Origin of the sequence: Methylobacterium nodulans ORS 2060 (assembly GCF_000022085.1) — a bacterium.
Taxonomy (GTDB): domain Bacteria; phylum Pseudomonadota; class Alphaproteobacteria; order Rhizobiales; family Beijerinckiaceae; genus Methylobacterium; species Methylobacterium nodulans.
The window spans coordinates 559,853-573,440 of sequence record NC_011894.1 but is presented as its reverse complement, the minus strand read 5'-3'; the positions used below and the strand labels follow the sequence as shown (position 1 = coordinate 573,440).

13 protein-coding genes and 1 pseudogene are annotated in these 13,588 nt (G+C 72.1%); 7 read left to right on the top strand and 7 right to left on the bottom strand.

The window, feature by feature from the left end:
* Positions 1-19 precede the first annotated feature (19 nt).
* Complete coding sequence (locus tag MNOD_RS02485) at positions 20-2,410, bottom strand: PBP1A family penicillin-binding protein (protein WP_015927257.1); 2,391 nt, start codon at positions 2,408-2,410, stop codon at positions 20-22.
* A gap of 6 nt (positions 2,411-2,416) precedes the next feature.
* Entirely contained in the window at positions 2,417-2,779 is a 363-nt protein-coding gene (locus MNOD_RS02480; protein WP_043747884.1) for a hypothetical protein, read from the bottom strand.
* 199 nt (positions 2,780-2,978) lie between these two features.
* On the opposite strand from MNOD_RS02480, the gene MNOD_RS45955 reads away from it, so the two are divergent.
* The 3 genes from MNOD_RS45955 to MNOD_RS02470 all read left to right on the top strand — a co-directional run bounded on the left by MNOD_RS45955 (position 2,979) and on the right by MNOD_RS02470 (position 5,135).
* Positions 2,979-3,116 carry a hypothetical protein gene (locus tag MNOD_RS45955; protein WP_015927256.1) on the top strand — a complete coding sequence of 46 codons (138 nt, stop codon included), beginning with the start codon at positions 2,979-2,981 and terminating at the stop codon, positions 3,114-3,116.
* Positions 3,117-3,474: 358 nt separating this feature from the next.
* Positions 3,475-4,497: a DUF3616 domain-containing protein gene (locus MNOD_RS02475; protein WP_015927255.1), complete on the top strand. Its 1,023-nt coding sequence runs from the start codon at positions 3,475-3,477 to the stop codon at positions 4,495-4,497.
* A gap of 179 nt (positions 4,498-4,676) precedes the next feature.
* On the top strand, positions 4,677-5,135 hold the full coding sequence (locus MNOD_RS02470) for a hypothetical protein (RefSeq protein ID WP_043747877.1): 459 nt from the start codon (positions 4,677-4,679) through the stop codon (positions 5,133-5,135).
* Positions 5,136-5,213: 78 nt separating this feature from the next.
* Here MNOD_RS02470 and MNOD_RS02465 read toward each other — a convergent pair.
* Positions 5,214-5,918, bottom strand: a pseudogene (locus tag MNOD_RS02465) (2OG-Fe(II) oxygenase).
* On the bottom strand, positions 5,918-7,042 hold the full coding sequence (gene ada, locus MNOD_RS02460; RefSeq protein WP_015927253.1) for a bifunctional DNA-binding transcriptional regulator/O6-methylguanine-DNA methyltransferase Ada: 1,125 nt from the start codon (positions 7,040-7,042) through the stop codon (positions 5,918-5,920). The pseudogene MNOD_RS02465 and the gene ada overlap by 1 nt, the downstream one beginning before the upstream one ends.
* A 182-nt stretch (positions 7,043-7,224) precedes the next feature.
* Between ada and MNOD_RS02455 the strand changes: the two genes are divergently transcribed.
* The gene (locus tag MNOD_RS02455) at positions 7,225-7,656 is read left to right on the top strand and encodes a DUF3617 domain-containing protein (protein WP_015927252.1); all 432 of its coding nucleotides are present in this window, start codon (positions 7,225-7,227) and stop codon (positions 7,654-7,656) included.
* Between the two features lie 120 nt (positions 7,657-7,776).
* On the opposite strand, the gene MNOD_RS45950 is transcribed toward MNOD_RS02455, so the two are convergent.
* Complete coding sequence (locus MNOD_RS45950; protein WP_015927251.1) at positions 7,777-7,935, bottom strand: hypothetical protein; 159 nt, start codon at positions 7,933-7,935, stop codon at positions 7,777-7,779.
* A 110-nt stretch (positions 7,936-8,045) separates the two neighbouring features.
* The gene (locus MNOD_RS47875; protein ID WP_015927250.1) at positions 8,046-8,189 is read right to left on the bottom strand and encodes a hypothetical protein; all 144 of its coding nucleotides are present in this window, start codon (positions 8,187-8,189) and stop codon (positions 8,046-8,048) included.
* Positions 8,190-8,366: 177 nt separating this feature from the next.
* Between MNOD_RS47875 and MNOD_RS02450 the strand changes: the two genes are divergently transcribed.
* The 3 genes from MNOD_RS02450 (at position 8,367) to MNOD_RS02440 (ending at position 12,778) form a co-directional block, all read left to right on the top strand.
* Complete coding sequence (locus tag MNOD_RS02450) at positions 8,367-9,812, top strand: amidase (protein WP_015927249.1); 1,446 nt, start codon at positions 8,367-8,369, stop codon at positions 9,810-9,812.
* A gap of 100 nt (positions 9,813-9,912) precedes the next feature.
* On the top strand, positions 9,913-11,199 hold the full coding sequence (locus tag MNOD_RS02445) for a PQQ-dependent sugar dehydrogenase (RefSeq protein WP_015927248.1): 1,287 nt from the start codon (positions 9,913-9,915) through the stop codon (positions 11,197-11,199).
* 142 nt (positions 11,200-11,341) lie between these two features.
* Positions 11,342-12,778, top strand: a complete 1,437-nt coding sequence (locus tag MNOD_RS02440; RefSeq protein WP_015927247.1) for a phospholipase D-like domain-containing protein — start codon at positions 11,342-11,344, stop codon at positions 12,776-12,778.
* Here the strand turns inward: MNOD_RS02440 and MNOD_RS02435 are convergent.
* On the bottom strand, positions 12,711-13,490 hold the full coding sequence (locus MNOD_RS02435; protein ID WP_015927246.1) for an endonuclease/exonuclease/phosphatase family protein: 780 nt from the start codon (positions 13,488-13,490) through the stop codon (positions 12,711-12,713). The two genes, MNOD_RS02440 and MNOD_RS02435, sit on opposite strands and share 68 nt — an antisense overlap.
* Between the last annotated feature and the right edge of the window lie 98 nt (positions 13,491-13,588).

The following is a 13,588-nucleotide window of genomic DNA, read 5'->3' as shown; positions in this document are numbered from 1 at the left end:
CGCTTCGTCGGAAATGGCTCTAGCGCCGCCAGATCCCGATGCGGTTCGAGCGGGCCTGCTCCTCGGCCGCGAGCAGATCCGGCGTCGCGTCGGCGCCGGCCCGGCCGCCGCCGTTGAACAGGATCAGCTCCGAGAGGTCCTGCCCGTCGAGGCTGCAGCGATAGGCGCCGCCCTCGGCGGGCAGGCAGGCGACGTCGCGGCGGCGCAGATAGCGGCCGAGCTCGCGGGCGTTGCGGCCCGCCAGCCCCTCCACGCCGAGGAGCCGGACCGTCTGACCGTCCAAGTTCAGGGTGCCGGTGTCGATCACCGAGGGGGTGCCGCGCAGCGATCCGCGGCCCGGCCGCTGATCGGCGTCGGGATCGGCGGCGGCCATCTCGGACCGCGGCGGCGGCCGCTCGGGCCTGGCGGCCTGGGCCTTGGCGGCGCGGCCCCGCACGGCGAGGGCCTGGGTGACGAAGTCCCGCCAGATCGCGGCCGGCAGATCGCCGCCGGTAACGCCCTGCATCGGCGCGTTGTCGTCGTTGCCGAGCCAGACCCCGACCACGAGATCGCCCGCAAAGCCGATGAACCACGCGTCGCGGTTGTCCTGCGTGGTGCCGGTCTTTCCGCCCGCGGGCACGGCGACGCGCGCGCCCTTGCCGGTGCCCTCCCGCATCACGGCCGCGAGGAGATCGAGCATCCCGGCCCGGGCCGCAGTGTCGCGGGCGGGCGGCAGCGCGGTGGCGGGCCGCGTGTACAGGATCTGATCGCGGCTCGCGATCTGCCGGATGGCATAGGGCTCGACGCTCTCGGCCCCCGCCGCCACGGCCGCGTAGGCCCGGGTGAGTTCGAGGAGCGTCGTCTCGGCGGAGCCGAGGGCGAGGCTCGGCAGGTTCGGCAGGTCCGACTGGACGCCGAGCGCTTTGGCGGTCTCGATCACCGCCGGGATGCCGACCGCCTCGGCGAGCTGCACCGCCACGGTGTTGATCGACTGCGCGAAGGCGGAGCGCAGGGTGACGGCGCCCCGGTAGCGCCCGCCGTAATTCTCCGGCTCCCATTCGCCGACCTGCGTCGGGCGGTCCATCATCACCGAATCGGGCCGGTAGCCGTTCCTCAGGGCCGTCAGGTAGACGAAGAGCTTGAAGATCGAGCCCGGCTGGCGGCGCGCCTGCGTCACCCGGTTGAACTGGCTCTCGGCGTAGTCGCGTCCGCCGACCATCGCCAGGATCGCCCCGTCGGTCGCCATGGCGACGAGCGCTCCCTGGGAGACCTTGCGCCGCTCCCCGTCCTGGTCGAGGCGGCGGGCGAGCACGCTCTCGGCGATGTTCTGGAGCGTCAGGTCGAGGGTGGTGCGCAGCGAGGCGTCGGCCGGTCCGGCGCCGATCAGGGCCTTGGCCTGGTCGGCGACCATGTCGACGAAATAGTTCGTGCCGACCGGCGTGTCGGTCGGCACCTGCACGGCCGCCGGGTTCCTGCGGGCGGCCTCGGCCTCGGCGGGCGTGATGGCCCCGGTCTCCACCATGGCCTCCAGCACCTGGGCGGCCCGGCCGCGGGCGCCGTCGAGGTTGCGGTGGGGCGCGAGCTGCGAGGGCGCGCGCACGAGGCCCGCCAGCATGGCGGCTTCGCTCAAGCTGAGGTCGCGGGCCGGCTTGCCGAAATAGCGCTGGGCCGCCGCGTCGGCCCCGTAGACGCCCGCCCCGAAATAGGCGGCGTTGAGATAGCGGGTGAGGATCTCCTCCTTGGGGAGCTGCGATTCGAGCCAGAGGGCGAGGATCGCTTCCTGGACCTTCCGCTTCAGCGTGCGGTCCTGCGATAGATAGCTCATCCGCACGAGCTGCTGGGTGAGCGTGCTGCCGCCCTCGCGGGTGCCGCCCGCCGCGAGATTGCGGAATGCCGCGCGGGCGAGCCCGCGCAGGTCGATGCCGTGATGCGCGTAGAAGCGCCGGTCCTCGATGGCGACGATGGCCTCAGCCAGGACCTTCGGCACCTCGCGGGGGTTGAGCTTCGCGCCCTTGATGACGCCGCGGGTCGCGAAGGCCTGCCCGCCCTCGGCCCGCACCACCAGGGCGGAGGCGGTCGGCTCGATCGCGAGGCCGCCATTCACCGGCAGCGTCGCGAGGGCATAGACGACGAGGCCGGCGATCAGGAGCGCGGCGAGCGCGAGGGTGCCGGCGATCGTCCGTCCCCAGGGAATCCGCGCCGCGCCGCGCCGCACCGGCCGCCATGCGGCGGCAGCGCCGGCCGCTGCCCGCCGTGCGGCCGGGTGCGCCGCGGCCCGCGCCGCCGCCGCACGCACCGCGCCGAGGCCGGTCCGAACATGATCCCGGGCCGCGCGCGCCCGCTCGGCGAGCCGCGGTGGCGGAGCTCCGGCCGCGCCGCCGGTGCTGGGCTCCGATCCGATATCGAGCCAGTCGCGCGGCGGCCGGGGCATCGCCGCTCAGTGCCCCGCCGCCTGGTGGGGCTCAATCCACGAACGGGTCGCTGCCGGACGGCTGAAGCGCAGGGGGCGGGCGTGGTGCCGCCGGTAATGGTGCCGCCGGTGCCAGTGCCGCCGATGATGCCAATGACGGCGGTAGTGCCAGTGGCGCCGGTGGTAGTGGTGGCGGCGCCAGTGCCGGTGATGGCGCCAGTGCCGATGATGCCGCCAGTGCCGGTGACGCCGCCAGCGCACGGTCTCGACCGCGGCGGGCTGATCCAGCGCGACGGTGACCGCGGCGCGCGGAAGCAGCGGCGATGCGGCAGCCCAGCCGCAGAGCGCCACGAGAAGGCCCAAGGCCAGCACAAGGTGACGGACGCGCACGCACACCTCCGGGTCGCGGGAGCAGGGATGGAGCCTCAACGCCAAGCTCGCCGTTCCGTTCCGCCGCACCGCCGGGAGCGCCCGGCCCGCGTGCCGTCGCCGGACCTGGACCGACGAGCCGGACCGGACGCCATCCAGGCCACAGATCGGCTCGAATCCCGTCGTGTCGTCGCGGCCGCTTTGCGAGAGGGACGCTGCGATGGATCTCCTGCTGCTCTTCATTGCCGCCGTTCCGGCCGCGATCCTGGGGCTCGCTCTTCTCGGCTGGCACGCTCACAAGACCCGGCGGCCGCCTGCCGACGGCGTGATCCACCGCTCGCGCGGCTATCTCCTGTGAGCCGACGGTCCATCGGTCGCCCGTGGTGGTTGTCGGGCATGCGAGTTGGTTGCCGGGCATGTCGGTGATCGGAATTCGGCTCAGGGCCGCAATATTGCCGCGACATGAATCTCTTTGGTTGGTTGAGTATATGGTGATGCGATCCTTCGGTGTTGCCGGCGTATAGTCATCAATGAATGAAAATTTCTGTTCTCGAGTTGTAACCATGCAATATGGAGAATGATCGTCCTGATATTTCATGGCGCCATTGATGGCCTTTTCGGTTCTCAGGATATCCTGACGCAAGCAGAGAGGCGCGCGTTGTGTTGCCGGTCGTTTCGTTGCAAGATGGCGCCGCTCGATAATCTGGGAGGGCACCATGCAGAGGCACGGTCTGCCGGCGCTGATGCTGTTTTGCGCTCTGACGGCCGTCACGGGGGTGGCCGGCGCCAAGGACGCCGAAACCTGGCGCGTCGAGGGCAAGCTGGTCGGCAAGGACAAGAAGTCCAAGGACGTCAGCGGCATCGCCTGCGCTCCGGCGAACGGCGGTCAGGCTCGCAAGTGCCTCGTCATCGACGACAATCTGCAGGCCGCCCAGATCGTCGAGCTGCATGCCGATCATCTCAAGACTGACAAGGATCAGAAGGTCCCGCTGATCAGGAACGAGTTCGGCGGTGAAGCGCTCGAGCTCGACGGCGAGGGCGTCGCCTACGCGGACGGCCTTTTCTACGTCATCGGATCGCACGGGCATCCGCGGGACAAGAAGGGCAAGCTCAAGTCGGCGGAGCATGCCGACATGGTCGCGGCGCGGATCGCCGCGGCCAGCCAGATCGTGCGCGTCAGGCTGTCCCCGGAGGGCAAGGGGTCGGTCGTGCCCCCGGTGGCTTCGCTCACCAGGGCCATCGAGGCCGAGCCGGCCCTCGCGCCCTTCGCCGGACGGCGGCTGGAGAACGACGGCGTGACCATCGAGGGGATCGCCGTGAGGGGAGACCGGCTCTACGCGGGGTTCCGCGGCCCGCCGCTCGACAACGGGCGCGCCGCGGTCCTGGCGGTGGACCTCGGCAGTGCCTTCGGAGAGGCGCCGGCGAAGCCCTCCCGGCTGTTCCGGCTGCCGGTCGGCGAACGCCGGGGCGTCCGCGACCTCGCGGTGCACGGGACGAAGATCCTGGTCCTGGTCGGCCCCGTCGGCGACGAGCCGGGGCCGTCCTCCATCTACGAATGGGACGGTGAGAGCGACGAGGCCATCCGCAGCCTGGGCGATCTCGGAGCCCTTGCGGGTGTCTCCCCCAAGCAAAAGCCGGAGGCGATCCTCCCGCTGGATACGACGCCGTCGGGCCTGCGCGTCCTCGTCATGTTCGACGGCGAGGAGGAGGGCGCACCGATCGTCGTGACGCTGCCCTGACGGCAGGCTCCATCCGGGAGACCCGGAGGTCGGTTCTCCATCCGGGCGGACGATCGATCGAGAGCTGATGGTCCGCCGGGCGCTTGCCGGACCGTCCGGCGGATTCTCGGGCGGGGCACAGCTTGACGGGACGAGGTTTCGCGCCACTCTCGGGGGCAGCAGGGAGGACACCGACCGTGATGCTGCGCCCAACGCTCGCCGTGACCATCCTCGTCGCCCTTGCCGCCCCGGCGGCGGCCCAGCCGCGGCCGAAGGCACCGCCCCCGCCCCCGAAGGAGGCTGCCCCGCCGCCGGACGCCGCCGCGGGCCTGCTCTTCCCCTGCCGGAGCGAGACGGAGATCTGCTACATCGGCGTCGCCAAGGACGGCAAGCTGACCGTGCTCTTCACCAACGACCCGAAGGGCGAGACGATCTCCGGCAAGCCGCTCGCCGTGGCGGGGGAGGGGCCCAACGCTCCCGACCTCGCCAAGAACGACGGCAAGGTGGTGATGCTCGTCGGCACCTACGACCCGAAGGCCGGCCTCACCAAGGCCGAGCTCGTGGATGTGGCGGGCCCGCTCCTCGCCTTCGCCATCAAGGGGTCCCTCGGCGGCGGGGGTGAGGAGCGGGCCCCGCCGCCGGCGCCCAAGCGGAGGTAGTGGCGGCCATGTTATGATCGCGCCCTCCCGGGGCACCCTCACCGGCCCTCATGCTGAGGTGCTGGTCCGATGGCGATCTCACGCCGCGTCGTGGAAGATGAGGCCGGTCGTATAGCGCTCGCCCGTGCGCACCCGGCTGACCCCGTGCCGCATCGCGACCCGGTAGGTCCCGCGGGTTCCCCGCACGGGGCGATGGTGGACCGCGAAGATGGCCGCCTCGCCCTGCGAGAGCGGCACCACCTCGACGCGCGACTGCCGCCGCGGGCGCTGCTCGGTGAGCACGAACTCCCCGCCCGTGAAGTCGCGGCCCGGCGCCGAGAGCAGGATCGCCACCTGGAGCGGGAAGACGTGCTCGCCGTAGAGATCCTGGTGCAGGCAATTGTAGTCGCCCGGACCATACCGCAGGAGGAGCGGCGTCGGGCGCCGCTGACCGGCCGCGTGGCAGCGTGCGAGGAACTCCGCATGGCCGGGCGGGTAGCGCACGGGCGAGCCCAGCGCGGCGTTCCACCTTTCCGCCAGCGGGGCGAGCCGGGCATAGAGGGCCGAGCGCAGGGCGCCGAGGGGCTCGGGCAGCGGATAGGCGTAATATTTGTACTAGCCCTGCCCGAAGCCGTGCCGGGCCATCACGATCCGGCTGCGGAACCGGGCCTCGTCGGCATAGAGCGCCCGCAGCCGTGCGCAGGCCGCCGGATCGAGGAGCGGGCCGGAAGCGGCGCAGCCATGGGCGTCGAGCTCCGCGAGGATCCGCGGCCAGTCGAGGGCTTCGACGGGATCGGCGCTCATCACTTGCCGTCCAGGGCGAGGTCGCCCTGGGCCTCGTCGCGCGTAGTCGTGCTCTCGCGGGCCAGAAGATCCCGCTTGCGGGCCACGCCCCAGCGATAGCCGGAGAGCGCCCCGTCGTGGCGCACCACCCGGTGGCAGGGGATCGCGACGGCGAGCGGGTTGGCGCCGCAGGCCTGGGCCACCGCCCGCACGGCCTTCGGCTCGCCGATGGCCTGCGCGATCTGCGTGTAGGTGGCGGTCCGGCCCGGCGGGATCGCCCGCAGCGCCTGCCAGACCCGCTGCTGGAAGGCGGTGCCGTTGATGTCGAGCGGGAGGTCGAAACGGGCCGTCCCCGGCGCCTCGACGAGGCCCACCACCTGCGCGACGACGGTCTCGAATTCCGCGTCGCCCCCGGTCAGCTCGGCCCGGGGAAAGCGGTCCTGAAGATCGCGCACCAGCGCCTCCGGGTCGTCGCCGAGCATGATCGCGCAGACGCCCTTCTGGGTCGCCGCGACCAGGACGGCCCCGAGGGAGCAGGCGGCCACGGCAAAGCGGATCGCCGTGCCGGCGCCGCCCCGGCGATAGGCGGTCGGGGTCATGCCGAGGCGCGCCGCCGCCGCGGCGTAGAAGCGGCTCGACGTGCCGTAGCCGGCCTCGAAGATCGCCTCCGTCACGGTGCCGGCGTCGCGCAGCAGGCCGGATTCGAGCCGCGCCGCGCGCCGCGCGGCCGCATAGGCTTTGGGAGTCACGCCGGTGATCCTCTTGAAGATGCGGTGGAAGTGATAGGGGCTCAGGCCCTCCGTGCGGGAGAGCGCATCGAGGGAGGGCGGCGTCTCCGCCTCCTCGATCAGCCGGCAGGCGCGGGCCACCGCCTCGGCCTGCCGCGCGGCGAGCCCCGGCTCGTTGGGGCGGCAGCGGCGGCAGGGACGGAAGCCCGCCGCCTCCGCCTCCGCGCAGGTCGCGTAGAAGGACACGTTCTCGGGGCGCGCCGTGCGGGCCGGGCAGCTCGGGCGGCAATACACGCCGGTCGTCCGCACCGCGTAGACGAAGGTGCCGTCGGCGGCCGGATCGCGTCGGGCGAGCGCGGCCCGGCAGGCGGCCTCGTCGGGGCGCATCACCGGGGGATCGGGGTCGGGAAGCTTCATGGCTGTCATCCTGTGACGGAGATGGGGCTTGGAGCCCGCCGGTGCCGCCACTCTTGCGCGGTCCGGCCCGGTCCGCATCCCGGCTCTTGCGCTCGAATTCGCGCCGGATGCGAGCGCAAGAAACCGGATGCCCCGCGGCGCGGGACGCGCCAGCTTGCGGCGATCGACAGGGAGGCGGCCCGATGATGCGATGGCTGGGATTGGTGAGCGCGGTGCTCGCGGCCGGCGGGCCGGAGCCGGTGCGCCTGCGCCCGGGCGCCTACGAGGTGGAGGTCCGCCTCGACCTGCCGCATCTCGACGAGGCCGGAGCCCGCAAGATCGTGCGCCTGTGCCTCGCGGGCCTGCCGGCGCAAGGCTTTCCGGTATTGAGCGACAACACGCCGTTCGCCCACTGCCCCGCGACCGGCCTGCGCCAGGAGGGCGAGGCCGTTCACTTTGCGATCCAGTGCGAGGGACGCAATGCGGGGCAGGGCTCGGCGATCTACCGGCTCGCGCCGGAGGGGTTCGAGGGGCGCATCGCTCTGCGGCTCGGCGGCAAGAACATGACCCTGACCGAGCTGCAGACCGGCCGCTGGCGCGGCGAGTGCGCTCCCGGCGACCGTCCGCTGCCTTGAAGGTTCATACGGCTTCCGGTTGATCTGTTCCGAGACGAGTCCACGCGCGGGAACCCCTCTCCCGCACGGGAGAGGGGTTCCCGCGCCCTCTTGTCTCCGAACGGATCAACCGAAACCGGATCAGTCCTTTCGGTGTCGCTCGCGCCAGCGCGGGCCGGGACCCCGCATATAGTGGAGCTCGGGCCGGTACGGGTCGGTCACCGAGGCAAGAACGGTGTGCCACGCCTCGGCGAGGCGGCCGAGAAGGGCCATCAGCATCGCGTCGTCCTCCTGCACCATCAGATCGCACAGGGTCCAAGGCAGGGATCATGCCGCGGGCCGCGTTGCGAATCCGTTGCGGCAGCATCGGACAGGCGGCGGAGCTTTTTCGCGGCCGGAATCCGGACGGGTCAGGGCATGAATCCGGCAAGCGACAGGGCGCCCGCCAGGATCACGAACAGGGCCGAGGCCAGGCAGTCGAGCGGAACGCTCTCCCAGAGGGCAGGCGCGTTCGCGGCGCCCGGCAGGGGAGACTCGCGGGCGATCGGGGTCATCGTCACCTCCGGGCGGCCCATCGCTCGGGCCGGCATTTCCTCTGGGCGGCGCCTCTGGCGGGCGGCCGTTCCGCGGGCAGTCTACACTGGTGGGCGGCCGGGCGCAGCGTCGGGCGGTCGCTCTTGCGGGGTCGGGCCGCCCGTGCTCCGTTCGGCCGCCCCGCCCAGGATTCCGTCATGACTCTTCCGTCCGATCTCGTCACCCTGCATGCCACCGACCTCGCGCAGGCGATCCGCAGCCGGGCCGTCTCGGCCCGCGAGGTGATGCAGGCCCATCTCGACCAGATCGCGCGGTTCAACCCCGCCGTCACCGCGATCGTCTCCCTGCGCGATCCCGAGCTGCTGCTGGCGGAGGCCGAGGCCGCCGACCGCGATCTCGCCGCCGGGCGCTGGCGCGGCCCGCTCCACGGCCTTCCCCACGCGGTGAAGGATACCTCGCCGGCGCAGGGCATGCCCTGGACCCAGGGCTCGCCCGTCTTCCGCAGCCGGATGCCGGAGGCGGATGCGCCCTACGTGGCGCGCCTGCGGCAGGCGGGGGCGATCCTGATCGGCAAGACCAACGTCCCGGAATTCGGGCTCGGCTCCCACACGGTCAACCCGGTCTTCGGCCCGACCCGCAATGCCTATGATCCGGGCCGCAGCGCGGGCGGGTCGAGCGGGGGCGCCGCCGTCGCCCTGGCGCTGCGCATGCTGCCGCTCGCCGATGGCAGCGACCATGCCGGCTCGCTGCGCAACCCCGCGGCCTGGAACGGTGTCCTGGGCCTGCGCCCCTCGCCCGGGCGGGTTCCCCTGCGCACCGACGAGGTCTTCCTGCCGGACCTCACCGTGGCGGGCCCGATGGCCCGCTGCACCGCCGATCTCGGCCTGCTGCTCTCGGTGATGGCGGGTCCCGATCCGCGCCTGCCGCAGGCGATCCAGGAGGATCCCGCGCCCTTTGCGCGCCCGCAGCCCCGCGACCTGCCCGGTCTGCGCGTCGGCTGGCTCGGCGATTGCGGCGGGCATCTCGCGACGGAGCCTGGCGTCCTCGACCTCTGCGAGCAGGGCCTCGCCGTGCTCGAGGCGCGCGGCGCCCGGGTGGAGCCGCTGGCGCTCGGCCTCGATCCGGAGGAGGTCTGGCAGGCGTGGCGGGTGCTGCGGGCTTGGCTCGCGGGCGGGGCGCAGGCGCCCCTCTGGCGCGATCCGCAGACCCGCGCGGCGCTGAAGCCCGAGGCCGCCTGGGAGGTGGAGGAGGGGCTCAAGCTCGATGCCTTCGCCATCCTGGAGGCGAGCGCCATGCGCAGCCGCTGGTACGCGCAGGTGCTCCGCCTGTTCGAGACGGTCGATCTGCTGGCGCTGCCGGCCGCCCAGGTCTTCCCCTTCCCGATCGAGGAGGCGTGGCCGCGCCGCATCGCGGGGCGGGACATGGACACCTATCACCGCTGGATGGAGGTCACGATTCCGGCGACGATGGCGGGCTGCCCGGCGATCAGCCTCCCGGCCGGCCGCAACCAGGGCGGCCTGCCCATGGGCCTCCAGCTCATCGCCCCGCACCGGGGCGAGGCCGCGCTCCTCTCCGTCGCCGCGGCCTACGAGGAGGCGACCGCCTTCGACCGGATGCTGCCGCCGCCGCTCACGGCTCCATGAATGCGCGGCCGAGCGCTTGCCGTGCCGCCTCGGCGGCCCATACTTCGGGCGTAAACCAAGCGCGTCCGACCCAATCGGCCGCAGATCCCGGGAGGAGACGATGAGATCGGGTCTGATCGCGGCGCTCACCGCGGGCGCCACGCTCGCCGCGAGCGTGTCGCTCGCGAGCTTGGCCGCAGCGCAGGAGGCCGGCGACACCAAGGCCAAGGTCGACAACCTGGAGAAGCTGCAGGGCTTCAGGACGACCGGCGTGGCCGAGCCGCCGCCGATCCCCCAGACCGGCCGGCGCGCCGACGCCATCAACCGCACCCTGCAGAAGATCAAGCTGCCCGAGGGCTTCAAGATCAGCCTCTACGCCATCGTGCCCGATGCCCGCGCCATGGCGGTCGGCCCGAATGCCGGCGTGGTCTTCGTGGGCACCCGCAAATCCAAGGTCTACACCGTCACCGACCGGGCGAAGGACCGGGTGGCCGACGAGGTGAAGGTCTTCGCGCCCGCCATCGACTTCAAGATCCCGAACGGCGTGTGCTTCTCGCGCGACGGGGTGCTGACCGTGGTGGAGCAGAACCGGGTGCTGGCCTTCCCGGCCGCCGAGTTCTTCTACGAGGGGCCGGACGTCGCGGCGAGCGTGGTGGTCAAGCAGGGCGAGCTGATCCCGGTCTCGGAGGAGAGCTACAACCACACGGCCCGGGTCTGCCGGATCGGACCCGACGGCAAGCTCTACATCGCGCTCGGCCAGCCCTACAACGTGCCCCCGAAGGAGAAGGCCGAGCTCTACGCCAGGACCGGCATCGGCGGCATCATCCGCATGGACGCCGACGGCAAGAACCGCGAGGTGTTCGCCACCGGCATCCGCAATTCCGTCGGCATGGATTTCGCGCCCGACAAGACGCTGTGGTTCACCGACAACCAAGTGGACGGGATGGGCGACGACCAGCCGCCGGGCGAGCTGAACCAGGCCACGAAGCCGGGCCAGAATTTCGGCTTCCCCTGGTACGGTGGCGGGGCGGTGCGCACCGTCGAGTACAAGAACGACACCGTGCCGCCCGACGTGGTGCCGCCGAAGGCCGAACTGGCGCCGCACGCGGCCGATCTCGGCATGATCGTCTACCGGGGCAAGATGTTTCCCGAGAAGTACCGGGGCGGGGTGTTCACGGCCGAGCACGGCTCGTGGAACCGCACCACGCCGATCGGCGCCCGGGTGATGTTCGTGCCCATCACCAAGGACGGCACCGCCGGCAGACCTGAGCCCTTCGCAGAGGGCTGGCTGACGGAGAGCGGCGAGTATCTCGGGCGGCCGGTCGATGTCGCGACCCTGCCGGACGGCTCGCTCCTCGTCTCGGACGACACGGCGGGTGCGATCTACCGCATCGCCTACGAGAAATAGGTGCGGCCGGGTTCGTCGGCCGGGGAGGCGTCGGGCTCCCCGGCGCAGGCGCGCCTCGCCGCTCCATCGGACCTGGCAGTGGAATCTCAGGCAGGCATCCCCTATGCGCTGAGGGGCGTCGGCGTCGTGCGGGTTGTCTCGGGTGCAAGAGCTGGTCACCGCGTGGTTCGGATTGCTCAGCGCGGTCCGGGTGGAGGGGCTGGCGCTCCTCGGCTTCGCCCTGGCCTTCGCGGTCACCCTGCACGCCCTCCTCAACAAGCGGGAGGTCGGGGCGGCCATCGGCTGGATCGGGCTGGCCTGGCTCTCGCCGCTCGCCGGCAGCGCCCTCTACGCGCTGTTCGGCATCAACCGGGTGATGCGCCGGGCGCGCCGCCTGCCCGTGCTGCCGGTGCGCAAGCCCGGCGTGCCGCAGGCCGATCCCGTCCGGGTGCCCGAGCCCTTCCTGCCCCTCGAACGGGCCGGCGACGAGCTGACCGGGCTGCCGCTCACCGGCGGCAACCGCGTGGCGCTGCTGCGCCACGGCGACGAGGCCTATCCGGCGATGCTGGAGGCGATCGGGACCGCGCAGCACAGCATCGGCCTGTCGAGCTACATCATGCGCGACGATGCGAGCGGGGAGGCCTTCGTGCGGGCGCTCGCCGCCGCCAAGGCCCGGGGCACCGCGATCTGCGTACTCGTCGACGGCATCGGCAGCGGCTATTTCTCCCCGGCGATCTACCGGCGCCTGCGGGCCGAGGGCATCCCGGCGGGCCTGTTCATGCATTCCGCCGTGCCCTGGCGCATGCCCTTCCTGAACCTGCGCACGCACAAGAAGCTGCTCGTGGTGGATGGGCGGATCGGCTTCGTCGGGGGCGTCAATATCGGGGACGAGAACCGGGTGTCGCAGAACCCGCCCGAGCCCGTGCGCGACACGCATTTCCGCCTCGACGGGCCGGTGGTCGGTCAGCTCACCCAGGCCTTCGCCCGCGACTGGGCCTTCGTGATGGGCGAGGATCTCGACGGGCCGGCATGGTTCCCGGCGATTCCGCCGGCGGGCGCCATTCCGGCCCGGGTCGTCACCTCGGGGCCCGATGCCGATATCGAGAAGATCGAATTCGTGGTGCTGGCCGCGCTCGCCACCGCCCGGCGCTCGATCCGGCTCGCCACGCCCTATTTCCTGCCGAGCGAGATCCTGCTCACCTCGCTCGCGCTCGCGGCGATGCGCGGGATCGCGGTCGACGTCGTCATCCCGCAGGCGAGCAACCACCGGCTCGTCGACTGGGCGACCCGCGCGCATGTGGGGCCGCTGCTCAAGTCGGGGGTGCGGATCTGGCTCGACCGGCCGCCCTTCGACCATTCGAAGCTGATGGTCGTCGACGACGTGTGGTGCTTCGTCGGCAGCGCCAACTGGGACACGCGCAGCTTCCGGCTCAATTTCGAGCTGAACGTCGAACTCTACGATCCGGCCTTCGCGGCGCAGCTGGACCGGCTGCTCGCGGCCAAGATGGAGACGCAGCTCACCCGCGAGGCGCTTAAGGCAAGGGGGATGCCGGTGCGCCTGCGCGACGCCGGCGTGCGATTGCTGCTGCCATACCTCTGAGGTCGACGCGGTCGCGCAGATGCGCGATCCCGGGGCGGCTGAGGGGCAGAGATGAGGGCTCCAGATGCACCACGATCGGCCGGTGGTCCGAGGCGCCCCGCGGCAGCACCGCCGTGTGCCGGCAGATCAGGCCGCGCACGAGGCAGCGGTCGAGGCGCAGGGGAACGATCTCCACCATCGCGTGGGTCGGATGACGCGGCCCCACATCCCGGAAGCCCGGCAGCAGGGCCGGCCCGACGAGATTGTAGTCCCCGAGGACGGCGGCGCGCACCGGCAGGTGCTGCTCGATGCGTCGCAGCTGGCGCCGGTTGAGCATCTGCCCGTGCGAGAGGTGGACGTTGGCAACCCCGTAGGTGCCGCAATCGAGCACCTGGCAGACGCGGTCGACCAGGGCGCCGGACGGGATCGGGATCACCCGCGGGGTGCTAAGCCAGGGCGTCGGGCTCCACATCGCCAGCCCGTGGATGCGCCGCGGCAGGGGCGCCCAGGCATAATGCCCGCCCACGCGCTCCTGCAGGTCGGTGATCTCGACCGTCGCCTCCTGCATCAGCAGCAGGTCGGGCTTCTCGTGCTCGATCAGCGCCGCTACGGCCTCCACCGTCGCCCCGCTCCGCCGCAGCAGGTTCCAGCTGATGATCTTGCGGGGCGCACGGTGCACCGGGACCTGGATCGGAGCCCCGCCGGCCGGCAGGAGATGGGGGTGATTCAGCATGGCTCCTTGCAGGCCAGGATTGCGCCACGACGATGGCAGGAGGGGGCGGGAGGCGCGTACGCGACGCAGAGCAGGCCCCAACCATACGCCGATCGGCC

Excerpts from the sequence above, each read along its gene's own strand:
- MNOD_RS02485 (WP_015927257.1), bottom strand. The coding sequence starts at position 2,410 with ATGCCCCGGCCGCCGCGCGACTGGCTCGATATCGGATCGGAGCCCAGC.
- MNOD_RS45955 (WP_015927256.1), top strand. The coding sequence starts at position 2,979 with ATGGATCTCCTGCTGCTCTTCATTGCCGCCGTTCCGGCCGCGATCCTG.
- MNOD_RS02475 (WP_015927255.1), top strand. The coding sequence starts at position 3,475 with ATGCAGAGGCACGGTCTGCCGGCGCTGATGCTGTTTTGCGCTCTGACG.
- MNOD_RS02470 (WP_043747877.1), top strand. The coding sequence starts at position 4,677 with ATGCTGCGCCCAACGCTCGCCGTGACCATCCTCGTCGCCCTTGCCGCC.
- ada (WP_015927253.1), bottom strand. The coding sequence starts at position 7,042 with ATGAAGCTTCCCGACCCCGATCCCCCGGTGATGCGCCCCGACGAGGCC.
- MNOD_RS02455 (WP_015927252.1), top strand. The coding sequence starts at position 7,225 with ATGATGCGATGGCTGGGATTGGTGAGCGCGGTGCTCGCGGCCGGCGGG.
- MNOD_RS45950 (WP_015927251.1), bottom strand. The coding sequence starts at position 7,935 with ATGGTGCAGGAGGACGACGCGATGCTGATGGCCCTTCTCGGCCGCCTC.
- MNOD_RS47875 (WP_015927250.1), bottom strand. The coding sequence starts at position 8,189 with ATGACCCCGATCGCCCGCGAGTCTCCCCTGCCGGGCGCCGCGAACGCG.
- MNOD_RS02450 (WP_015927249.1), top strand. The coding sequence starts at position 8,367 with ATGACTCTTCCGTCCGATCTCGTCACCCTGCATGCCACCGACCTCGCG.
- MNOD_RS02445 (WP_015927248.1), top strand. The coding sequence starts at position 9,913 with ATGAGATCGGGTCTGATCGCGGCGCTCACCGCGGGCGCCACGCTCGCC.
- MNOD_RS02435 (WP_015927246.1), bottom strand. The coding sequence starts at position 13,490 with ATGCTGAATCACCCCCATCTCCTGCCGGCCGGCGGGGCTCCGATCCAG.